17 protein-coding genes are annotated in these 21,287 nt (G+C 61.1%); 8 read left to right on the top strand and 9 right to left on the bottom strand.

Going from position 1 to position 21,287, the window contains the following annotated elements; translation table 11 throughout:
• Nucleotides 1-211: 211 nt before the first annotated feature.
• From ORI27_RS26980 to ORI27_RS26960, 5 genes are all read left to right on the top strand, one after another.
• The gene (locus ORI27_RS26980) at nucleotides 212-2,404 is read left to right on the top strand and encodes an acyltransferase family protein (protein ID WP_407666440.1); all 2,193 of its coding nucleotides are present in this window, start codon (nucleotides 212-214) and stop codon (nucleotides 2,402-2,404) included.
• A 26-nt stretch (nucleotides 2,405-2,430) separates the two neighbouring features.
• Nucleotides 2,431-3,531, top strand: coding sequence for an NAD-dependent epimerase/dehydratase family protein (locus ORI27_RS26975; RefSeq protein WP_266000190.1), 1,101 nt, complete (start codon nucleotides 2,431-2,433; stop codon nucleotides 3,529-3,531).
• 70 nt (nucleotides 3,532-3,601) lie between these two features.
• Nucleotides 3,602-4,531, top strand: a complete 930-nt coding sequence (locus ORI27_RS26970) for an ATP-binding cassette domain-containing protein (RefSeq protein ID WP_266000182.1) — start codon at nucleotides 3,602-3,604, stop codon at nucleotides 4,529-4,531.
• 29 nt (nucleotides 4,532-4,560) lie between these two features.
• A complete protein-coding gene (locus tag ORI27_RS26965) occupies nucleotides 4,561-5,283 on the top strand; it encodes an ABC transporter permease (protein ID WP_266000181.1) in 723 nt (240 codons plus the stop codon).
• The gene (locus ORI27_RS26960) at nucleotides 5,280-6,080 is read left to right on the top strand and encodes an ABC transporter permease (protein ID WP_266000180.1); all 801 of its coding nucleotides are present in this window, start codon (nucleotides 5,280-5,282) and stop codon (nucleotides 6,078-6,080) included. Before ORI27_RS26965 ends, ORI27_RS26960 begins: the two co-directional genes overlap by 4 nt.
• On the opposite strand, the gene ORI27_RS26955 is transcribed toward ORI27_RS26960, so the two are convergent.
• On the bottom strand, nucleotides 6,073-7,362 hold the full coding sequence (locus tag ORI27_RS26955; protein WP_266000179.1) for a glycosyltransferase: 1,290 nt from the start codon (nucleotides 7,360-7,362) through the stop codon (nucleotides 6,073-6,075). The two genes, ORI27_RS26960 and ORI27_RS26955, sit on opposite strands and share 8 nt — an antisense overlap.
• Before the next feature lie 532 nt (nucleotides 7,363-7,894).
• On the opposite strand from ORI27_RS26955, the gene ORI27_RS26950 reads away from it, so the two are divergent.
• A complete protein-coding gene (locus ORI27_RS26950) occupies nucleotides 7,895-9,148 on the top strand; it encodes a hypothetical protein (RefSeq protein WP_266000178.1) in 1,254 nt (417 codons plus the stop codon).
• A 131-nt stretch (nucleotides 9,149-9,279) separates the two neighbouring features.
• On the opposite strand, the gene ORI27_RS26945 is transcribed toward ORI27_RS26950, so the two are convergent.
• The 4 genes from ORI27_RS26945 to ORI27_RS26930 form a co-directional block, all read right to left on the bottom strand.
• Nucleotides 9,280-10,557 (bottom strand): glycosyltransferase, encoded by a 1,278-nt coding sequence (locus ORI27_RS26945; RefSeq protein ID WP_266000176.1) that lies wholly within the window; start codon nucleotides 10,555-10,557, stop codon nucleotides 9,280-9,282.
• A 162-nt stretch (nucleotides 10,558-10,719) separates the two neighbouring features.
• The gene (locus tag ORI27_RS26940; protein ID WP_266000175.1) at nucleotides 10,720-11,715 is read right to left on the bottom strand and encodes an NAD-dependent epimerase/dehydratase family protein; all 996 of its coding nucleotides are present in this window, start codon (nucleotides 11,713-11,715) and stop codon (nucleotides 10,720-10,722) included.
• A gap of 48 nt (nucleotides 11,716-11,763) precedes the next feature.
• Nucleotides 11,764-13,146, bottom strand: a complete 1,383-nt coding sequence (locus ORI27_RS26935; RefSeq protein WP_266000174.1) for a nucleotide sugar dehydrogenase — start codon at nucleotides 13,144-13,146, stop codon at nucleotides 11,764-11,766.
• A gap of 133 nt (nucleotides 13,147-13,279) precedes the next feature.
• The gene (locus tag ORI27_RS26930; protein ID WP_266000173.1) at nucleotides 13,280-14,548 is read right to left on the bottom strand and encodes a glycosyltransferase; all 1,269 of its coding nucleotides are present in this window, start codon (nucleotides 14,546-14,548) and stop codon (nucleotides 13,280-13,282) included.
• Between the two features lie 153 nt (nucleotides 14,549-14,701).
• Between ORI27_RS26930 and ORI27_RS26925 the strand changes: the two genes are divergently transcribed.
• Both ORI27_RS26925 and ORI27_RS26920 read left to right on the top strand, forming a co-directional pair.
• Nucleotides 14,702-16,360, top strand: coding sequence for a GMC oxidoreductase (locus ORI27_RS26925; protein ID WP_407666439.1), 1,659 nt, complete (start codon nucleotides 14,702-14,704; stop codon nucleotides 16,358-16,360).
• A 216-nt stretch (nucleotides 16,361-16,576) separates the two neighbouring features.
• The gene (locus tag ORI27_RS26920; protein WP_266000169.1) at nucleotides 16,577-17,338 is read left to right on the top strand and encodes a methyltransferase domain-containing protein; all 762 of its coding nucleotides are present in this window, start codon (nucleotides 16,577-16,579) and stop codon (nucleotides 17,336-17,338) included.
• A gap of 62 nt (nucleotides 17,339-17,400) precedes the next feature.
• Here ORI27_RS26920 and ORI27_RS26915 read toward each other — a convergent pair whose 3' ends face one another.
• The 4 genes from ORI27_RS26915 to ORI27_RS26900 are packed head-to-tail and all read right to left on the bottom strand — an operon-like array spanning nucleotide 17,401 to nucleotide 21,081.
• Nucleotides 17,401-18,168 carry a glycosyltransferase gene (locus tag ORI27_RS26915; RefSeq protein WP_266000168.1) on the bottom strand — a complete coding sequence of 256 codons (768 nt, stop codon included), beginning with the start codon at nucleotides 18,166-18,168 and terminating at the stop codon, nucleotides 17,401-17,403.
• Nucleotides 18,165-18,848 (bottom strand): class I SAM-dependent methyltransferase, encoded by a 684-nt coding sequence (locus ORI27_RS26910; RefSeq protein ID WP_266000167.1) that lies wholly within the window; start codon nucleotides 18,846-18,848, stop codon nucleotides 18,165-18,167. The genes ORI27_RS26915 and ORI27_RS26910 overlap by 4 nt, the downstream gene beginning before the upstream one ends.
• On the bottom strand, nucleotides 18,848-19,867 hold the full coding sequence (locus ORI27_RS26905) for an NAD-dependent epimerase/dehydratase family protein (protein WP_266000166.1): 1,020 nt from the start codon (nucleotides 19,865-19,867) through the stop codon (nucleotides 18,848-18,850). Before ORI27_RS26905 ends, ORI27_RS26910 begins: the two co-directional genes overlap by 1 nt.
• Nucleotides 19,864-21,081 (bottom strand): nucleotide sugar dehydrogenase, encoded by a 1,218-nt coding sequence (locus tag ORI27_RS26900; RefSeq protein ID WP_266000165.1) that lies wholly within the window; start codon nucleotides 21,079-21,081, stop codon nucleotides 19,864-19,866. Before ORI27_RS26900 ends, ORI27_RS26905 begins: the two co-directional genes overlap by 4 nt.
• Between the last annotated feature and the right edge of the window lie 206 nt (nucleotides 21,082-21,287).

Raw genomic sequence — 21,287 nt, 5'->3', positions numbered from 1 at the left:
CTCAAACCCCGCACACTGACGCTTCGGACAAGTCACTTCCCGGGCCTACCAGCAGCCACCCTACAACCGACCCCGATACCGGACTCTTGACACAGAGAGGCGCCGTCTAGTCGCAGAACGCCGTTCTCGAAACCACCCCTCATGCCAGGGTGCGAGTGTAAGAATGCCTCGACTCAAATTTTGACGTGTTCGCTGATTTAGCAGGTAGGTGATCTTGGCCCACGCCGACAGTCTCAGGGCAAGCAAGGAACAGCGAAGTCGGCGCCCCGAACAGGGGTACTTCCGCCCGGACATCGAGGGCTTGCGCGCTGTTGCCGTGACGGCCGTCGTCCTCTTCCACGCCGCCGTACCCGGCATCCGCGGCGGCTACGTGGGTGTCGACGTGTTCTTCGTCATCTCCGGCTTCCTGATCACCGGCCTGCTCTGGCGGGAGGTGAGCGGAACTGGCACCGTGCGGCTGCGCAGCTTCTACGGGGCCCGCGCCCGCCGGCTACTGCCGGCTTCGGCCGCGGTCGGCATCATCACGATGGCCGCCTCGGTGCTGCTGTTGGCGCCGTTGCGGGTGCCGACCGTCCTGTACGACGGCATCGCCAGCGCGCTCTACGTGGGCAACTACTGGTTCATCATCGACAACATCAATTACTTCTCCGACCTGCTGACGCCGTCGCCTTTCCTGCACTACTGGTCGTTGGGGGTCGAGGAACAGTTCTATCTGGTCTGGGCACCCCTGCTCCTCGGCACCGCGTGGTTCACCCGGCGGTTTCGACGGGACAAGACGCGGGCCATCTCGTCGTCGCGGCGCCCCTACCTGGTGGTTCTCGGGCTCGTCGCCGTCCTGTCGTTCGCGCTATCACTGGTGGTCACCTATGTCGTGCCCGCCGCGGCGTTCTTCTCCCTACCCACCCGGGCGTGGCAGCTGGCCGTCGGCGGACTCGTCGCGCTGGCGGCCATTGGTTGGCAACGCCTGCCAGCGCGCCTCGCGGCAGTCGCCGGTTGGGCCGGCCTGGGCATGATCGTGCTCGCCTGCCTGTGGTTCACCTCGGCCACCCCCTTCCCCGGCACCGCCGCCCTGCTGCCGACGCTCGGGGCGGTACTGGTGATCGGAGCCGGTTGCGCCACACCCTCGCAGGGCTGCGGGCAGTTCCTGAGCACGTCGCCGATGCGCGCGGTCGGTCGTATCTCCTACTCGTGGTATCTGTGGCACTGGCCGGTGTTGGTGCTCGCACCGGCCCTGCTGGGCCACCCGCTCGGGCTGGCCGAACGGATCATCGCGGCCCTGCTGGCGGCCGGGCTGGCGTGGCTGACCCTGCGTTATCTCGAGAATCCGCTGCGCTTCGCGCCGAAGATCCGCAACTCCCCCTGGCGCAGCCTCACCGTCGGCGCCGTGGCCACCGCCATAGCAGTCTTTGTCGGCCTCGGGTTGCTGAAAGTCGTGCCAACTCCCGTCGGGCACGGCCCCCCGGCACCGACGGTGAGCCTGAATGGTGCCTCAGTGCCCGCCGGAGCCGACATCGCTGCATACGACGCCGTTGTTCAGCAGACGGTTGCCCAGATGCAGGCCGCTCTGGCGGCCGCCCTAGACATCAAGGCCGTCCCGTCGAACCTGACCCCGCCACTTGCCGACCTGGCAGCCGAGCAGCAAAACTACGAGTACGATGGCTGCCTGCGCACCCCCTACCAGAGCGGGCAGCCCGCCTGTGTGATGGGCGAGGCTACCTCTAAAACTACAATGACCCTCATTGGCGACTCCCACGCCGCGATGTGGACTCCGGCCCTTCTGAGGATTGCCAACCAACGGCATTGGCGGCTGGAAATGATGGCAAAGGAAGCTTGTCCTATCGTGGACGCACGTGCCGGCGGCACCTTCAGCAACTTGGTCGAAGATCTTCAGCACTGCCAACAATGGCGCGCCGAGATCCTGGCGCGGATAAAGGCCGAACGTCCCCGGCTTGTCGTCGTGAGTGTGTGGCGAGGATACGGCACCGACGAAACAATGACCGGTTTCAGGGGATACGACCCATCCTGGCTCGCCGGTATTACCCAGCTCGTCCAGCAAATACGCGACATGGGCACCGAGGTGCTGGTGCTCGGACCGATTCCGAGTCCGCATGCAAACGTGCCGATGTGCGTCTCCGGTCATTTGGACGACGCTACGGCGTGCGCCCCACGTCGGTCGGCCGCGGTGAACCAGTCTGGTATCAACGCCGAGGCTTCGGCTACCAAGCTCGGCGGCGGGCAATACGCCGACCTCAGCGATTTGTTCTGCACCGCGGACCGTTGCCCAGTCATCGTCGGCAACATGTTGGTCTACCTCGACGTGAGCCACTTGAGTCTTCAATACTCACGGGCTTTGGCACCGGCTATCGCGGCACTGGCCGACCGCGCGCTCGCCCACGGTCAGTGAACGGGAGGCTCAATTTGTCGACATCCGTGCTCATCACCGGCGGCGCCGGATTCATCGGTTCCTCACTCGCGCACCGCCTCGTCGAGGCTGGCTATGACGTAGCTGTTATGGACATCCTGCATCCCCAGGTGCATGCCCAACGCGCAACCGTCGACCTGCCACCATCCGCGCGGTTTTTCACCGGCGATGTCACTCACGGACCCGACCTAGATGCGGTGTTACGGTTGTTTCGTCCGTCCCAGGTCATCCATTTGGCAGCCGAGACCGGCACGGCGCAGTCGCTCGCGGAGGCCACGCGCCATGGCTCGGTCAACGTAGTCGGCACCACTCAGCTGCTCGACGCGATGAGTCGGTGCGGCCACGTACCCGACCAATTGGTTCTGGCGTCGTCGCGAGCTGTCTATGGCGAGGGCGCCTGGCAAGCCGGCACCAACATCTTCTATCCGCCGCCGCGTAGCCATGCTCAACTCGTCGCGGGCATCTGGGATCCCCAAGGGCCGACCGGCGATCCCGCCATCCCCCTCGCGAGCAGCGCTGGCCGGACTGATCCCCGACCGACCAACATCTACGCGGCGACCAAACTCGCCCAAGAACACATCTTGGCCGCCTGGGCGGCCGCCCACGACACCAAACTCAGCGTACTGCGTCTCCAGAATGTGTACGGACCCGGACAGTCGCTGACGAATTCGTACACCGGAATCGTCGCGCTCTTCGCTCGGCTGGCGCGTGAGAAACACACCTTGGAGGTCTACGAAGACGGACAGATTGTGCGCGATTTCGTGTTCATCGACGACGTTGTCGAAGGACTCTTCTCGGCCATACAAGCGCCCGCAAAAACGTCTCGATACGTCGACATCGGCTCGGGTGTCCCGACGACCATCCATGAACTCGCACAGCAACTTGCAACCATCTGCGGAGCCCCGGAACCGATCGTCGTCGGGAAGTTCCGTGACGGTGACGTACGGGCCGCGCGGTGTGACATCGTGCCTACGACGAACGAACTCGGTTGGCAGCCCAAGTGGCCGCTCGAGGAAGGCGCAAGGGCATTGCTTGGATGGATCGACAACTACCCGATCGCCAGTCGATTCACCGACCATAGTCATCAAGAGATAGGTCAAGCACGGTGAGTTTCCCGGTCGCGACGAAGACGTCGTTACTCCACCCCAAGCGCCTCCGCTCACGCTATGGTCAATATTCGTGATCGAGCTTGATGGCGTAGCGAAAACATTCGACGGAGACATACTCGCCCTGCAGGATGTGAGCTTTTCCGTTGCGACCGGGTCCGTATGCGCTCTGCTTGGCCACAACGGCGCGGGAAAGACAACCACCATCAACATCCTGTCCACGTTGATGCGACCCTCCTACGGCAAAGCAGTCGTTGCGGGGTACGACGTCGTCAAAGACCCAGCAAAGGTACGTGCTTCGATCGCGTTGACGGGACAGGTTGCCGCACTCGACTGGCAGCTCACTGGCCGGGAGAACTTGGTGATGTTCGCCCGGCTTCGCGGACTGCATCGCAAAGCTGCGCATGCGCGAGCCGACGCTTTGATCGACCAATTTGACCTATCGCACGCCGCGGACCGTGGCGTGATCACATATTCCGGTGGCATGCGAAGGCGCATCGATATCGCAGCCGCACTCGTGGTGCCGCCGAAAGTACTGTTTCTCGATGAGCCAACCACCGGGTTGGACCCGCGCAGCCGGCGCACCGTTTGGGACCTCGTGTCATCCTTGGCGGCCCAAGGCGTGACAGTTCTACTCACGACTCAGTACCTTGAGGAAGCCGACGTCTTAAGCGATTCCATCGTCGTCATCGATCATGGTCGCGTTATTGCCACCGGAACCGCCGAAAGCCTCAAGAGCCGCATCGGGTTCAGTTATTGCACGGTGAGTCCGGTGAACCCGGCCGACCTATCCAAGATCTTCGCGGTACTAGCAGATCTCGATGATGCCCAAGCCGATGAAGAAACCAATACAGTTTCAGTGTTGGCGGCCAACGGTATTGCGACGCTCAGCGAAGTATTTCGCCGGGTAGACCAGCTGGACGTAGAACTGGCCGACATCTCGCTGCGCAAGCCGACCCTGGACGAGGTGTTCCTGCATCTGACGGGCAGCGCCGCCGCGTGACCGCAGTCGCTGTACTAACCGAACGAGTTGTGCGCGACACGCTGCGCGACGATCTGCCGTTCGCAGTCTTGGCGCCAGTCGGTAATTTCATCGTCTTCAACCTCGCACTGCGCAATGTGATCGACACCGGCGGGATCGGATACTCCCAGTACCTCCTGCCGGTCATCATCGTCCAAGTCACACTGCTCGGCGCGCTGACGACAGTCGACCGGGCGGCCCGAGATTGTCAGTGGGAGTTAGGGCTCAGGCTCCGAACAATGCCTATTCCTACAATGGCGCCGCTGACCGCGCGCATGACGTACTGTCTCATCCGCGGCGCGATCGCGCTGGTCGCGACAATCGCTGTCGGGTATGCATTCGGCTTTCGCATGTTTGGCGGCGTCGGCTACTTGGCGGCCTTCACCATTCTGGTCTTGACATTGACGCTGGGACTGTCGCTGGGGGCGGATGCAATTGGGGTGAGGATTTCCCGAGCCGCGATCGGCAGGACCGGGGGCGCCAGCCAGGTTCTGGTGATACCGCAAATGCTGCTCGTCATGCTGTCTTCCGGTATGGCACCCGTCAATTCGTTTCCCGACTGGCTGCACGGATTCGTGCGCTACCAGCCGGTGTCGCAGGTCACCGAAACACTCAGGGGGCTCGCCGCCGGCGACGCCTCACTCGTCAGCCTGGCGTCCAGCCTGGCTTGGTGCTGTGGTCTGGTTGTCGTTTTCGGGGCGATCGCAATGAGGACGCAGAGGCGGACCCAGTGACCGCCGACGCCCCAAAGGGCGGCTCGCTGCTCTCCGAGAGTCTGGTATTCGCGGGTCAGCATATCTCCCATTGGCGCCGGAATCCTGTCGTGCCGACTCAAGCTCTGCTGTTCCCAACCTTTCTGCTAATTACCTACTATTTGCTGGTCGGCAAGTCGATCTTCAGAATCACTGGCACAGACAGCCTTTATGGTTTGGTGCCGACGTGCGCCATAGCTGGCGCCTTCTCGGGCGCGCTTGCGATGGGCCTATCGCTTCCCTACGAACGCGACTCCGGCCTGCTCAGCAGCTTGTGGGTCTTGCCAGTGAACCGTGCCAGCGCACTGACCGGCAGACTCCTTGCTGAGGCGGGGCGAACGGTGGTGGGTACCGCCCTGATAACCCTAGTAGGCGTGGGATTGGGCCTTCGCTTCCATGGAAATTTGCTGGCATTGATGCTATTCCTCCTCGTACCGGTGATGGTTGTCCTCGTCTTCGCGATGGCCGTGATAGCGGTAGCGGTGCGCGCCAAACACCTGACCGCGCTCATTTGGCTAGGGTTGCCCGCAATCACCGCCGTGTTCGCCAGCTCCGGTTCCCCGCCCGTTGAATCACTGCCTTCTTGGATGTGGCCGTTGCTTCGATTCCAGCCGATGGAGCCAATTGTGGAGTCCATGCGGACGCTTGCCCTAGGTGGATTCCCGCTCTGGCCCCTTGTCAGTAGCTTGATCTGGATTCTTGGCATGGCCGCCATCGTCGGCCCTCTTACCGTCCGCGGTTACCGTGCCGCTGCCGAATCGGGGGGCGTTCTCAGCTGACGTCAGACTGGGCGTGTGAGCTTGCAAAATTCTCTACGAGATCAGCGGCCGCGGCCACGCTGTCGGCCGGCTTGATCATCTGCGCAGCGAGCTCGCCCGCACGGACCAGATACTCGGGTGCGAGAATGGTGTGTAGGTCCTTAGCCAGCGTCTTTTCGGTGGTGGCCACATATCGCCGACCGGTGCCCACCTTCAGCTTCTTGAGTTGAGCCCCCCAACAAGCTTGATCGGGCAGCATCCAGAGGATCAGCGTCGGGCGTCCGGCGCGCAGACCAGCGTTGGTGGTGCCGGAGCCTCCGTGGTGCACGACCGCGCGACAGGCCGGAAACACTTTTGCATAGTTCATCGGCCCCACAATCTTGACGTGGCTGTAGTGCGGAACACCGCTATAGTCCGTCCAACCTGCACCGACGAGGGCCCGCTGGCCCAGCTTCGCACATGCACCTGCGATCATGGCGATTGTGTCGGCGGCTGAGTCGACGGGCATGCTGCCAAAGCTGAAGAATATTGGTGGAGTTCCAGCGGCTATCCACGACGCGATCTCGTCATCTTGGTTAGCCGACAACTCCATCGTCAACGAGCCGACAAAGGGCCGCTGGGGCGGCCACTGGGCATTCCCTGTCGCCCACTCCTCTGCCAGTCCAGGCCAACACGCCGAATCGTAAGCCTGAATTTCCATCGCTCCGCGTGCAGCGATCCGCTCCGTCCAATGACCGGTCGCCTTTGGCAAGCCGAGGTAGCGACGTTGTGCGTCATCTGCGGGTTTGTGCCCGCGCCAGGTTAGCCACTCGAACCCAGTCATAGCTGCGCGACCCAACCGCACTGGCAGGTGAGGAACCAGACGACCATTAGCTCGCAGGGGGAAAATTTGCAGCGTGGCCAACGCGGTGCCGCAAAACTCAGCAACGTTAGCAGCGACACCCTCGTAGTTCATCCCGGTGAGCAGCAGGTCGGCCCCATCTGCCAATGACATCAGCGTCTTTCCCGCCGCTTCCCGGCACTGGTCAATAGGCGCTGCAAATTCGCCCAGCAATCTGTTCAACTCCCTCAGCTTCCAAGGCTTGCGGAATAGCAAGGTGAAGAATTCGTGGTGCGCATCGTCAACGGCTTGCAGCGTCGGCCCGTAAGCGACTGCTTCAGGCCCGGCGGACGACGCGAAGCCGACCATTTCCGGCGCGACCACCAGGTGCACTTCGTGCCCACGGCGTACCAACTCGCGCCCGATCGCTGCGAAGGGTTCAACTTCGCCGCGTGTTCCCCAGTTCGCCAATACGAATTTCATCGCCTGCGCTAGCCCTTTCGACCTTACATGTGACGCGGGAAATGACGACGTCAGTGCACGCATACCGACTCGACACGACTGAATAGCGGTATCTTACGGGCAATGTGCGCTCGGCTGCGTCAAGTTCCTTATACCTTATATCAGCCGCTGATTCTCCCCACGCTGGCTGGTGTGGCACTGTCGCGCCGACGTACCAGATACCCAAAGTGGGGAGCGCATATCACAAGAGGCCATTCGACCGTGACCCAAGATGGTGGGTGTGGTGGTAAGTTTCCACCTGTCAAACATCTGCAAACCAGGGGCGACGTTGGCAACGAACAGCGGCAATAGTTGGCCGAATCGGCGTCGAGCTCGAGTAATTCGTAATGAGCAGCTTAGCCTGCCGGACACTTCCACGGTGGCTCCAAGGCCCGGTAATGCAGCGGCGAGCGGCGTTCGGATTCGGGATAGTGAGCACTCCGGGCCAGCGAAATGCAGCACCGAACACCCATGCGGCGAAGAACCACTAGCGCCTCTGCAACCGCGTGAGCCGATGACAACCCGGCGACGTTTCGTTTACGCGATCGTCGGAATGTCCTTGTTATTGTATACTATAATTTGGGTTGCGTTCGCATCCGTCTTTGAACCCAACTTACAATTCTTTTCGTACTATGCGATCAACTACGATCAGGGGTTTATCAGACGCGGACTCGCGGGTGAGGTACTAGATCTCTTTCCCCGCGACCTCTACTTCACTGGTCTTGCGTTGCTACGCTGGCTGGTCCCAGCGCTCTTCGTCGCTAGCATCGCGGCTGCGGCGTGGACGGCGGCAGCAAGATTCGGCCGATCCGAACGGCGTCTCATGCTGGCCCTGATCTTCCCCATGCTGCCCTTCGGCATCGCACGCGCTGTTTTGGTGCCAACGCCTGACCTCCTTGGCGAAGCGGCGCTGGCAGTATTCGCGATTGTGCTGGTCTCGACAAAAAGGGATGGATCCGTAGTAATTGCGAGTGTCATTTATGGCATTACAACGGCCGTGCTGACACTTATCCACGAAGCAATTCCGTTCCTGCAGGCGCTCGGCGCAGTCCTGGCAATTGCGATTCTCGCGCCGGGTTCGACAAAAATGCGGCGGACCAGCTTGCTTGTCGCCGTGACTCCCAGCCTAGTCGCCGCATTGGCAATAGCGCTCCTAGGACGGCGAGACGCGTCCCCGCAATGCGCTCGGTTACCACATAGAGCTATCGACTTCCCCATTGCCTTGTCGCCCGACCAAGTATTGAGAGGCGAGCATGCATATACCGACTATCATGAGTGGACTTGTCGTTTTATCAGTGTCACAACCAGGAACAGTCCCCTTGGTGGATTATCTCAAACCGGATGGACACCTTGGGTCGGGGCGATGCTGGTGGGATTTGCCATATTCGCGGTGACGGTCCTCTTTATCAGGGGTATTTCGAGCGTGTCCCTTGCGGATTTCCGCCAAGTTTTAAACGGATGGTTCGTCTGGATAACCTTGGCGGTGATCTTATTGCTTCCAGTCTTCGCAACCACCTCAGATTGGCCTCGATGGTGGGTGGCGATCTCATTCGACGTAGCCGTGGTCTATGTCCTCTACGCGAGCCGCCGATCGGAGTCGAGCTGCCCAGCTACCAGACGCACCCGATTCTTCTTCGCGGCAGCGATGGTCTTTTTGGCCTTGGTCCCAATCGCTGTTGGCGTCAACGCGGGCAAGTCTGTGAAGCCCCTTCTGGCCCGGTGCGATCAATTGGCGAACGACCCGAAATGGGTGGGAATCTGCCCGTAAGTCGTCGTTGCTGTCAGCCGTGCCGATGGGGTAGTTCTGTCCGGCCCGACCATCGACGACCGTTGCACCCGCGGAGTGGCACAGCCCTGCTCAGCAATCATTGGCGGATTCCGGAGAACGACAGGTCGTCATCAGCTCTGGCGGGATAGAGCGAACTTCTCTAGGAGGTTCGCAGCGGTAGCAACGCTGTCTGCAGGTTTGATCATCCTGGCCGCGAGTTGCTGGGCGCGGTCGAGGTAGTCCGGGGCGAGGATTGTGCGCAGATCCGCAACCAACGTCTTCTCGGTGGTGCCCACAAAGCGCCGGCCGGTCCCTACCTTCAGTTTCTTGAGCTGGTATCCCCAGCAACCCTGGTCGGGCAACATCCATAGGATCAGCGTTGGGCGTCCCGCCCGCAATCCAGCGTTGGTTGTGCCCGCACCCCCATGGTGCACGACAGCCCTACAGGAGGGAAGGATCTCCGCATAGTTCACCGCGCCGACGATCTTGACATGGTCGTAATACTGGGCGTCGCTGTAGTCGCTCCAACCTGCGCCAACTAATGCGCGCTCACCCAGTAGGGCGCAAGCTCCAGCGATCATGGCGATGGTGTCGGCCGCGGAATCAACCGGCATGCTGCCGAAACTGAAGAAGATCGGCGGAGTTCCCGCGGCAATCCACGACGCAATCTCCGCGTCGTCGGCCGCCGGCAACTGCATCGTCAGCGCACCGACAAATGGTCGTCGCGGGATCGACTGGTCATTCCACTTCGCCCATTCATCAGCCAACCCGGGGTAGCACACGGCGTCGTAGGCTTGGATCTCCATCGCCCCAGAGGTCGCGATTCGTCGCGACCAATGGCCCTCGCACTTCGGCAAACCTAAAGCACCGCGCTCGCCATCTTCCTCGGCCTTCTTCGCGCGCCAAGTCAGCCACTCCAACGCGGTCAACGCAGAGCGGCCCACCAGCGCCGGCAAGAACGGCATCAGATAGCCGTTGGCCCGCAGCGGGATAATCTGGAGCGTGGCTAACGCGGTTCCGCAAGACTCAGCCACGTTGGCGGCAACGTCCTCGTAATTCATCCCGGTCAGGAGCAGGTCGGCCCGCTCAGCTCGCGACAAGAGTATTTGCCCAGCCTCTCCCCGACACCGAGTTAGGGGCTCGGCAACCTCGCGTAACAACCTGTGCAACTCCTGGATCTTCCAAGGTTTACTGAAAAACGTTGCCCAGAATTCGTGATGCGGGTTATCGAGGGCTTCCAACGTCGGTCCGTAGCCGACCGCCTCGGGGCCCGCGGACGCGGCGAAATTCACCATTTCCGGTGCGACAACCATGCATACATCATGTCCGCGGTGCACCAACTCTCGACCGATCGCCGCGAATGGCTCGACCTCGCCCCTGGTTCCCCAGTTTGCTAACACGAATTTCATTCGTGGTCCCCGGCCTTCTGATTTCGATGTGGGCTTCAGGTCCCCGCCTCAAGAATCCCTACCCTCGCACCTCCCCCACAAATGCTGCGCCTAGGACCTCAAACATTGACAAGAACGTCAATAAATCCTACCCATCGCCCCCTTCGCGGATAAGCCACAAGGTTAACTCACAGCAAATTCTTTGAGGTACCACGGATTGGCCCGCGCCCACTCGATCGTGCGGCGAATTCCTTCCTCGACGTCGACCTCCAAGCGCCAGCCCAGCTCCCGCTGCGCCTTGGTCGAATCCGGGATACGACGGGGAATGTCCTCGTAGCGACCACCGAAACGCGCTGCGGTATCGACACCTTCGGGGCTGGACACCCCGTCGACACTGGCGATCTTGATCGCCAGTTCCACGGCATCACGCATGGTCGTCTCGGTCATGCTTCCGACGTTGAACGCTTCACCGATCGCCGCATCACTGTCTGCGGCGAGCAAGGTGCCGGCGACCGCGTCATCGACGTAGGTGAAACAGCGGGTCTGATCACCCGAATCGTAGAGCAAGGGCTGCCGGCCGTTGAGGATCCGGTGCACGGTCTGCGATACCACGAAGATCGGATTCTGCCGCGGCCCATACACATTGAAGTACCGAACGACCGTCACCGGCAAACCATAGGCGGCATGCATGGCGAAGACCAGGTGCTCAGCCATGCCCTTGCTGGTGCTGTAGCTCCAGCGTGCGGTCTTCGTCGAACCGAGCACGCGATCGTCATCCTCGGCGAACGGCGGGTTGGGATTCTTGCCGAACACCTCCGATGTGCTGGCAAACACCACACGTATGCCGTTGCGGTGACTCAGTTCCAGCACGTTGCGGGTGCCGATGACGTTGACGTCGAGAACCTGAAGCGGGTCATTCATGTAGTTCTTGACACCGACGACCGCGGCCAGATGAAACACCGTGTCGACGTCGGGGGTCAACGCCTTCTCTAGCGCCGCCAGGTCGGTGACATCGCCTTGCACGAACCGGAAATTGGGGTGCCGGTCAAAGTCGATGCTGCTGTCACGGGTGTTCTTCGCGAAGTCGAAAATGGTGACGCTGTCGCCGCGTTCCAGCAGCGCGGTCACCAAGTGCGATCCGATGAAGCCGTAGCCGCCCGTCACGACGACGTTGGACATAGTTGCTCTTTCGTTGTGCAGGTGGGTTTACGAGTACCTGTCGGCCGACTATCGGCCGATCCCCTTGTAGACAAAGCCGGCCGCCCGTGCAGCCGCCGGGTCGAAGCTGTTGCGTCCATCGAGGAACACGCAGCGCTCTGCCGCGAGATCCGCGAGCCGGACCAGGGGAATCTGGTGGAATTCCCGGTGTCCCGCAAGGACGACCAGGGCATCGGCATCCTTGACCGCGGATTCGATATCCGGGCTCAAAGGAACTTTCGTCACCGTGTGAGCCTCCTCGTCCGGCACCCACGGGTCATGGACGGAAAGCTGGCAACCCGACTCTTCGAGCAGGGCGACGACGTACTTAGTGGGTGTCAGCCGGCAGTCACCGGTGTTGTTCTTGAACGCGATACCCAGCACGGCGATCTTGCTGTTCTCGATCGTCTTGCCCTGATCGGCTAGGAGCTGGGTGAGCAGCCCATAGGTGTAGCCGGGCATTGTGTCGTTGACGGTCCTGGAGGTCTTGGGCACGTGGAGATCCAGCCCCAGGTTCTCACCCAGGTGGTTGACGAACCACGGATCCTTCGTCAGGCAGTAGCCACCGACGCCCATGCTGGGCATCAGGATGTTGACGTTGTGGGTGCCCTTCGGCATCGAGTTCGCCGCGGCGATGACCTGGAGGACGTCCATGTCGAGGCGGTCGCAGACCTTGGCCAGTTCGTTGGCCATGGCGATGTTGAGGTCGATCCAGAGGTTGTCGGCGAGCTTGACCATCTCGGCTGTCCGGGGGTCCTCGACGATGATGGATTCCAGCCCGAGGGCGTGGCGCCAGAGCGTGGCGCAGCTACGCGCGCTGCGCTCATCCACCGCGCCGACCACGACGGGGATGGAGGTGAGCTCCCGGATGGCTTGACCTTCGGCAAGACGCTCGGGGCAGAACGCCAACCCGAAGTCGACTCCCGCTCGCAGGCCGGAGACCTCCTCCAGGATCGGCCGGACCAGAGTTTCGGTGGTATCGGGCGGCACCGTGCTCTTCAGGATGACGAGGTGCCCGGCACGCAGGTGCTCGCCGACCGCCCGCGCAGCGGCCTTGATGTCGTCGACGATGGGCTCGTAGTCCGGACCGAGCGGAGTGCCTACCGTGACGATGATGAAGTCGTGGTCGGCGATGACGCTGAAATCCGACGTGGCGCGCAGCCGTCCGATCTGCACGCTGTTGGCGACGATCTCGCCAAGTCCCGGCTCGGGCACCGTCGTCCTGCCCTGGTTGATCTCGTCGACGACGTTCGGTCGTACGTCGATACCCGTCACGGGCCAGCCGCGGTCAGCCAGAACGGCACCGATCACCGTGCCGATGTAGCCGAAGCCCACAACCGCGATCCCCGACCGCATGCCACGGACCAGGAGGTCGATCTCAGCGTCGCTTTGTCCGAACGCGCCTCTCGCCATTGCCGTTCCTAGCTCCCTCAACTCCCCATGCGCGTCCTCGACTGAACCGGGCCCCACGATCGGGCTGGTCGCTGGGCAGCCTAATCGAATATTGACGCCGTCGACCCGAAATTCGGCTGGCCGATAAAAGTGATCAGGTACGGCACTTCAGCCGAGCAAATGCTTCCACACGATCGGCCGCTGCAGCGATGCTGTCAGTCCGTTTCGTCATCTGCGGGGCGATATCACGGGCCCGCGTCGCGTACTCCCGGGCAAGAATCTGGCGCAGGCTCTTGACCAGTGACTTCTCGGTAGTGGTCGAGAAGCGCCGTCCAGCCCCGACCTTGAGGCGTTTCAGTTGAGCCGCGAAAAACGGCTGGTCAGGCAGGGTCCAGAGAACCAGTTGGGGCACACCCGCCCGCAGGCACGCGGCCAGGGTGCCCGAGCCGCCGTGATGCACGACCGCGCGGCACGATGGGAAGATCGTCGCGTAGTTCACCTGGCCGACCACCTTCACATGGTCGAACTGCGGCGCGTTGCCGTAATCGGTCCCGCCGGCGCCGACGATCGCGCGCTGCCCCAGCTGCGCACACGCCGCGGCGATCATGGCGATCGTGTCCGGCGGCGATCCGATCGGCACGCTGCCGAACCCGAAGAAGATCGGCGGCGTTCCATCCGCAATCCACGACAAGATATCCTCATCAGAATCCGTCGGCGACGCCATCGCCAGCGCCCCGACAAACGGTCGGCTGCCGTCCCATTTCGACCACTCCGCCGCCAGTCCCGGAAAGACCAGCTCGTCGTAGGCTTGGATCTCCAACGATCCTCGTTCGGCGATGCGGTGTGGTGCGGGACTGGTGGCCTTGGGCAGGCCCAGTTCGCGGCGCTGTACGTCCTCGCCCTTGCGGGTTCCTCGCCACGCCGTCCATTCGTTGATGGTCATCGCCACACGGCTTAGCGGCGCCGGAAGCAACGGCAGGAGCTGGCCGTGCACCCGGCAGGGAAAGTAATGCAGGGTTACCAACGGAATGTCGTATGCCTCGGCGACATTGGCAGCCGGCTGTTCGAAAATCAACCCGGTGAGCAGCAGGTCGGTCCCCTCGGCCACCGATGCCAGTGTCCTGGTCATGTCGGTCCAGCACGCTTCCGCGAATTGCGCGGTTTCGCCGGCCATCTTGTTGAGCACTTTGAGCTTCCAGGGCGTGCGGGCATAACAGGTGAAGTACTTCCACTGCAACTCCAGGATGTCCTTCGAGTCCAACCCGTGGGCAATCGCCGGGAGCCCCGCCGCTTCGGTGAAGCCGACCAGGTTGGGCGGAACGGCCATGAGTACGTCATGACCTCTGCGGGACAACTCACGGCCAACTACCACGGCGGGCTCGATATCGCCGCGACCGCCGTAGCTGGACAGCACAAGTTTCATCGCCGGTTCTGGCCTTTCAGTCATCCTGCGGAAAGGCAGGAGCAACGGTAATTATTACCAGTTTTCCGCCGACCGACTCAGCATTCGACCATGACGCCGGCTTATCGTTGGTACGATCCCGAATCGCCCAGACCAGGCCCTTTTTGGACCATCATGCTGAGGAGCCAGATTTTGGCGGACGGCGCATCGAGCGCGCGCGAGACGGAACGCATCGAGTGGGACGTGATCGTCGTGGGCACTGGCATGGGCGGCGGAATGCTGGGCTATCGGCTTGCCCGGGCGGGCCGCCGAGTGCTGTTCGTCGAAAAGGGACGCTCGACACTGCCTGGGACACCCGGAACGATCCGGTCCGCGATGCCAGAGTTGGCCGAACCGACGCTGACTCGTTCAACGGCGGCCTACTACGACGCGCTGGCTCGCGGTGGCCGCTCAACCGACGAGGTCGAAGACATCAGTGGACGCTTCGCCAAGCACTTCGTGCCGTTCATCGGCAGCGGAACGGGCGGATCCTCCGCCCTCTACGGCATGGTCTGCGAACGCTTCTTTCCTCGGGATTTCACGCCCCGACAAAATTTCGCCGATCCCGGGGATTCCACCGTGCCGGAGGCCTGGCCGGTCACCTACGAGCAGATGGCGCCATGGTATGCCGAGGCCGAGACGCTGTTGGGGGTCCGCGGCCAGCCCGACCCCCTGAGGCCTGAGGCGGCGGACGTCAATCTGCCTGCGGCGCCGCCATTCTCGGCCGATAACCAGCCGCTCGTCGATTATCTGATCGGTCGCGGATTGCATCCTTATCACTTGCCGATGGCGTGTGACTACACCGCCGGATGTGCCACGTGCCAGACCTATCTGTGCCCGCAGCCCTGCAAAAACGACGCCGCGCGCAACTGCGTGCTGCCCGCCCTCACCGACCACGGCGCGCATCTGCTGGCGCAGTGCCGAGTTGTCGGCCTGGAAGCCGACCGCGCCGGTGTTCGACGAGTGATCTGTGAGCACGAGTCCGGCCGACTGACGCTGAAAGCCAAGGTGGTCGTGCTGGCCGCCGGCGCGCTGGCGACCCCTGTGCTGCTGCTCAATTCCCGATCGGGAGATTGGCCTCGCGGACTCGCGAACGGCTCAGACATGGTGGGGCGCAACCTGATGAGGCATCTACTCGATCCGATCGAAATCTGGCCACAGTCCGACTCCAGGATCACCGCCGCCAACAAACAGATAGGACTCAACGATTTCTACTTCTACGAGGGCCAAAAGTACGGAACCGTGCAGTCATTCGGTGCGATACCGCCTATGGAGTGGCTGCTCAACCGCCCCGGTCCGCGAGCGAAGGCACTTCGTCTAATAAGCCCGGTGGTTCGACGGATCTATGAGAGGTTCTTCACCGGCGGCCTGATCCTAGCTGCGATGACAGAAGACCTGCCCTACCTGGACAACCGCGTGCTACTTTCCAACCGCCCAAGCGCGGATGGCCGCCAACGGATGCGACTTCAATACCGCTTGCATGCCAGTGAGATCGAACGCCGCACTGCATTCCTGGGCCACTTCAAGGAGGTCTTGAAGCCGTTTCGTACGCTCCCCCTGGGTAGCGGTAAGGACAATTCGAACACTGGCCACGTCTGTGGGACATGCCGATTCGGCATTGATCCAGCCACCAGCGTGCTGGATGCGCACAACCGCGCACATGAAGTCGACAACCTGTACGTAGTCGATACCTCGTTCTTTCCATCCAGCGCTGGATTGAATCCCAGCCTGACGGTTGCGGCGAACGCCTTGCGTGTGGCCGCGCACGTCAATCAGGCTCACTTTGCTAACTGACACCCCGATTTCTCACCGCGGATTTCCTGTGAACTCACCCGGGGCTCGAGGCTAGGAGTCGAGACGTCCTTCCCCGAGACTGCCGTCACGTCCACGGACTCCTTCGGAATCCTCAGGTCGATCCTGCTGAACGGGACCTTTGCCAGGCCATCTTGCACGAATTGCCCGAAAGGCCCACAGTGGGCGACGAAATCATCGAAACTAACGCAGAGGTCAATGATCAACACCAAACGGTTGACTGTTAACGCGTGCAACGCAGAGGAGGTTTCAGTGCCCACGTTGAGTGAGATCATGGACACAAACCGCTCGGATAAAGGCACTGCGACCGGAGAGGCTCATGGCTACACCGCATATTACGAGCGCTGGCTCGAGGCCTTGCGGAACGAACCGCTGCGCGTGCTCGAGATCGGGGTTTGCGACCCGCGGATGCCGGGAGCATCCTTGAAGGGTTGGTACGAGTACTTCCCGCACGCCAAGATTTTTGGCTACGACATCGTGGACGGCCACCGGTTTGACAACGACAGAGTCGTTACATTCGTTGGTGACCAGTCCGACCGACGGGACCTCGAACGTTTCGTGGAGTTCTCAGGTGGCGAGTTCGACGTCATCATAGATGACGGCAGTCACAGAGCAATGCATCAGCAAGTCAGCCTGGCATACCTCTTTCCGCACCTGAAGCCCGGCGGGCAATACATAATCGAGGATATGCACGTAGCACCGAATACCGTGCGATTGCTTCGTGGCATGCAGCGTAATCTGCCGGGTGATCGAACGTCCGGCAGCGACTTAGCAAGGCGGATAAAGGCATTCACTACAGCCGCGCGCGATGGGGCGCTCCTATTTCCAGTCTTCGGTGTGTGGCCGCGCGCACCATACATCGCTCCGCACGAGGTAGAAGAAATCCGCACCAACACCACGCGACTCGACCTCGTATGCGACAACAAGCTTGCGCGGTTCATCAAAAAACGCGAGGGGTAATCACGGCGCGGCCCGGAGCTCCCACACGGTGCGCGAATCGGGCGGCGATGCGCGCGTTGCCGTCAGTCGGCGTCGAGCTCGCCAACGGACGATGGACCGACAGTTGACCTGTCTGGGGTTCGTACAACTCGACCCCGACTGACGGCATAGACGTACCACTTGAAGTAATGCGGGAGCCATTCCATGAGTTGAAACCGCGACTCACCGGCTGTGCGATCACGCCATGTAGACGGCACCTCGGTAACCCGGCGACCGGCGACGTGAGCTTTGGCTGTGATCTCGAGCGAATACTCGAATCCGCCCGAGCTTTCGATGGGTATGTCACGAAGAACGGATAGTCGATAAGCGCGAAATGCGTTGGTTGCGTCGTGCGTTGGCAAGCCACCCAACCAATAGAGCGACAAGCCGGCAAACCGCGAGATGGTTCGTTTGAGAAGAGGTCCGCCGATGTGGCGGCCGCCGCGCATATACCGCGACGCGCAAACGATATCGTAGCCTCCGTCGCGAATCAGCTGGACCATATCGTCAACAACCCGAAGGTCGTCGGACAAATCCGCCATCGAGACGATAACCACATCAGAACGCGCCGCCTCGACGCCCGCTCGGATTGCGTTGATGATGCCTCGCCCAATGTTATTGCGTACTAGCTCAAGACCAGGGTATTGAGGCATCAGTTCGCGGACTACAGGCACCGTGTCGTCCTCGTCGAAGTCATATACGATCAGCACCCGCTTCGGGCGAGCCACCATCGAATAAACTTCCGCCAAGGCGGCCGCAATATTGGAGCCTTCGTTGTAGACCGGAACGATGATGTCGATCTCGTCGATCATTGCGGCTCTGCCACCACAAGCATCTGTTTACCTAGGAGATACTGGGCCGGCCGGAAGCGCAAGTACAACCGAACGAGGAAGTCCCACTGCGGAAGCCGACTCTTCGTCGTATAGGGAAGGAATCGGGCGCGGCACTCAACGACCCTGAATCCAGCGACCTCCAGCGCTTCGGCCATCCCACGTTCACTCAGCGGCAGCGTGTGGTCGAAAAAATCCCAGAATGCTCCCCCTACGAGACGGACGTTCGGCTGCATTATCATGATTCGTCCACCCGGCCGCAGCACTGCGCGGACGTTCGCGAGCACCCTCAGCAACGCATCGGGATCTCGAAGATGTTCAAACACGTTGCTGGCGAACGCGAGATCAACCGTGCCCGGCTCGACAGCATCCACTAATCGCTCAAGTGGAAGTTGGTGTACCTCGACCCCCGCAGCGGCAAATCTCGCTGTGTCAGGATTGAGGTCAACAGCGATTCGTCGGCGCGCGGAAATGTTGTTGATGAAGTCGCAGTAACCGGCGCCGAGATCGACGACGCAGCCATCTTCGGGCACGTAGTTGGCGAAGAATTTCTCACAGATGACGCGCCATAGCTGCGCTTTGGACTCACGCTCAGTGTCGTGGAATCTGACCGCGTACAACCGATCCAACTCGGAGTTGAGATCACCGTTGCCTTCTGACATCAGATGCCGCCCACCTGGATCTGGGCCTTGATCCACGGGATGATCTCATCTAGCGCCTCGTCGAGTGACGTCGTGGCCTTGAAACCGAGGGTCGCCATGGCCTTTTGGACATCCGGCACACGTCGCTGCACGTCATAGGGGAACGGGTCGTCGCTCACGATCCGTAGTGGTTCGTTGCCCTTTACCTTCCGCCAAATTAATTCTGCCAGCTCGTACACCGTCGTCGACGTCGCGGTCGAAAGGTTGAAGTCCTCATTCCGTGCCGCGTCAGACTCGATCGCCAAGCGGATACCACGGGCCAGATCGCCACCGTAGGTGTAGTGACGGACCTGATTACCATCGCCGAGTATATGCAGTGGATCCTGGCCCTTGAGAACCTTCTGAACGAGGTCAGGAACGACGTGGCTCATTGCGAGTTGGACATTGCCTGACATGATCTCGCGATCACATAGGGCGCGCTTCTCTCCGATACCGATGCAGTTGAAAGGTCGCACGATGGTGTAGGGCAACTGATATTGCTCCCAGGCTCCTTGCGCAAAATACTCAGTGGCGAGTTTCTGGAAACCATAGGTCGACTCCGGCGGTGGGCAGCGACGTTGCTCACCTTCAGGAGTCGGATAGGTTGACGTACTTTCGTAGACCATCGACGAGGACACCACCGTGATCTTGCGAAGGCTCGCTTCCCGATGCGCCCAGATTGCCGCGTCGAAAGACGCCGCAGTGATTCGCTCGTTTTCTGACAGAAGGTCGTAAGCAAGTTCGTGAAATAGCGAGATGCCGCCAATTATCGCCGCTCCGGCAACTAGATGATCGCAATCCGTGAGCAGCTCCTTGAGCAGTCCGACATCCTTGGCGTCGCCTTCAACAACGGTGTAGTACGGGTGTGTGTCGAACGCGCGCTCAACCGGCCCATATTTGGAATAGTTGTCGAGACCCACCACTTCATAGCCGTTGGCGAGCAGTTCCTCCACGAGGTAGCCGGCTATGAAGCCGGCCGACCCGGTGACCAGAATCTTCACGTAAGCTGTGCTCCCTTTCCGAAAAAGTTCCAAACATCGATGACCGGTTTGTCTTCGGGGATCACCAGCGAGCGATAGTCGCTGTGCGGTGCCCCAAGAATCAATACATCTGACCGCTCGACAGCCTCGTCGAGTGCCACGAAACGCGGGTCCTCGACGTATGGGTCGGTGCATATGACCGTGGCCGCTTCATACTCAAGAATCTTGCGCAACTTGTACGACAACGATTCTCGGCTGTCGTCGATGTCACCTTTGAACGCCATGCCGAGAATGCCCACGGTCAGGCCGCCAAGCGTGAAACGCGATTTCATCTGTTGGACGACGAAATCTGGAAGTCCCTCGTTGATGAGCATGGCCGCGTGCCCCAACGAGAATCTTGACTCGGTCGCCGCCGCGAGTTGCATGGTGTCCTTGAACAGGCACGGCCCAGCCGCAAACCCGCTCTTCGGCAGTCCGGCCATTCTCGGATAGTCGCGGGTGAGCGCGTCATAGATCCGATAGAAGTCCAGACCGAAATCAGTCGCGATCATAAAGAACTGGTTAGCCGTCGCGAACTGGATGTAGCGCCACACGTTGGCAAAAATCTTCGTCAATTCAGCCTCAATCGGCTGCATCTGAAGGATTGACGGAGCGATCCGACTGAAGAGGTCGGTTGCCGTCGTCGTCGCCTCCTCATCGCAACCTGCCACGATTTGTGGCAACTCGACGAGTTCGCGTATCGCATTTCCTTGCGCAATTCTCTCTGGGCAAAATGCGACGTGCACACTCCGCCCGGCAACCCTCAGCAGGGTGTCCACCTTCTCGGTCGTCCCCGGATAGAGCGTGCTGCGCAGGACGAGAGTTTGGCCGTCGACAAGGTGAGGCATCAGGTCGACGAAAAAGCGATGGATCTTATGGAAGGTTGGATTCAGGTGCTCGTCAACCGGCGTGCCGATGACAACGACGACGATGCGCGACCTGGTAATGAGCGTCGGATCATCGGCGACGGTCAGATTCCTATTGATGACCTCGGCGAGCATTGGTTCGGCCTTCTCCTCCATGAAGGGCATTCGGCCGGCCCGGACAGTTTCGACGGCTCTCGTGTCGATGTCGTCGATCGCGACGCGCAGGCCAGAGTGCGCCATCACGATCGCCAGCGGCAGCCCGACGTGCCCACAACCGCCGACGACACAAACATCGAACTCGAATCCTGCTGATTCAGTTGACGGCCCCATGGGGTCCTTCCTTGTTCAAGCTGACCCGCAGTCCACCCATCAGGGCCCGGCTTCGCACCACACACTCACCCAACTGGCCCCTTGGTTGCTCGCGGCCGGACCCAAGATACCGATGATCCAACCAGGAAGAGGCAAATTAACGTAACCGAAAGCAGGTACCGGTATGTGATCGGAAAATGTGGCGTCCGCTACCACCTTCGAGCCGT

The organism is Mycobacterium pinniadriaticum (genome assembly GCF_026242045.1).
GTDB classification, from domain to species: domain Bacteria; phylum Actinomycetota; class Actinomycetes; order Mycobacteriales; family Mycobacteriaceae; genus Mycobacterium; species Mycobacterium pinniadriaticum.
The sequence above is the reverse complement of the archived record's forward strand: the minus strand, read 5'-3'. Positions and strand labels throughout refer to the sequence as shown.

Bases quoted from the DNA above. Each gene is read 5' to 3' on its own strand.
- ORI27_RS26955 (WP_266000179.1), bottom strand. From the start codon at position 7,362: ATGAAATTCGTATTGGCGAACTGGGGAACACGCGGCGAAGTTGAACCC.
- ORI27_RS26950 (WP_266000178.1), top strand. From the start codon at position 7,895: ATGACAACCCGGCGACGTTTCGTTTACGCGATCGTCGGAATGTCCTTG.
- ORI27_RS26945 (WP_266000176.1), bottom strand. From the start codon at position 10,557: ATGAAATTCGTGTTAGCAAACTGGGGAACCAGGGGCGAGGTCGAGCCA.
- ORI27_RS26940 (WP_266000175.1), bottom strand. From the start codon at position 11,715: ATGTCCAACGTCGTCGTGACGGGCGGCTACGGCTTCATCGGATCGCAC.
- ORI27_RS26935 (WP_266000174.1), bottom strand. From the start codon at position 13,146: ATGGCGAGAGGCGCGTTCGGACAAAGCGACGCTGAGATCGACCTCCTG.
- ORI27_RS26930 (WP_266000173.1), bottom strand. From the start codon at position 14,548: ATGAAACTTGTGCTGTCCAGCTACGGCGGTCGCGGCGATATCGAGCCC.
- ORI27_RS26925 (WP_407666439.1), top strand. From the start codon at position 14,702: ATGCTGAGGAGCCAGATTTTGGCGGACGGCGCATCGAGCGCGCGCGAG.
- ORI27_RS26920 (WP_266000169.1), top strand. From the start codon at position 16,577: ATGATCAACACCAAACGGTTGACTGTTAACGCGTGCAACGCAGAGGAG.
- ORI27_RS26915 (WP_266000168.1), bottom strand. From the start codon at position 18,168: ATGATCGACGAGATCGACATCATCGTTCCGGTCTACAACGAAGGCTCC.
- ORI27_RS26910 (WP_266000167.1), bottom strand. From the start codon at position 18,848: ATGTCAGAAGGCAACGGTGATCTCAACTCCGAGTTGGATCGGTTGTAC.
- ORI27_RS26900 (WP_266000165.1), bottom strand. From the start codon at position 21,081: ATGGGGCCGTCAACTGAATCAGCAGGATTCGAGTTCGATGTTTGTGTC.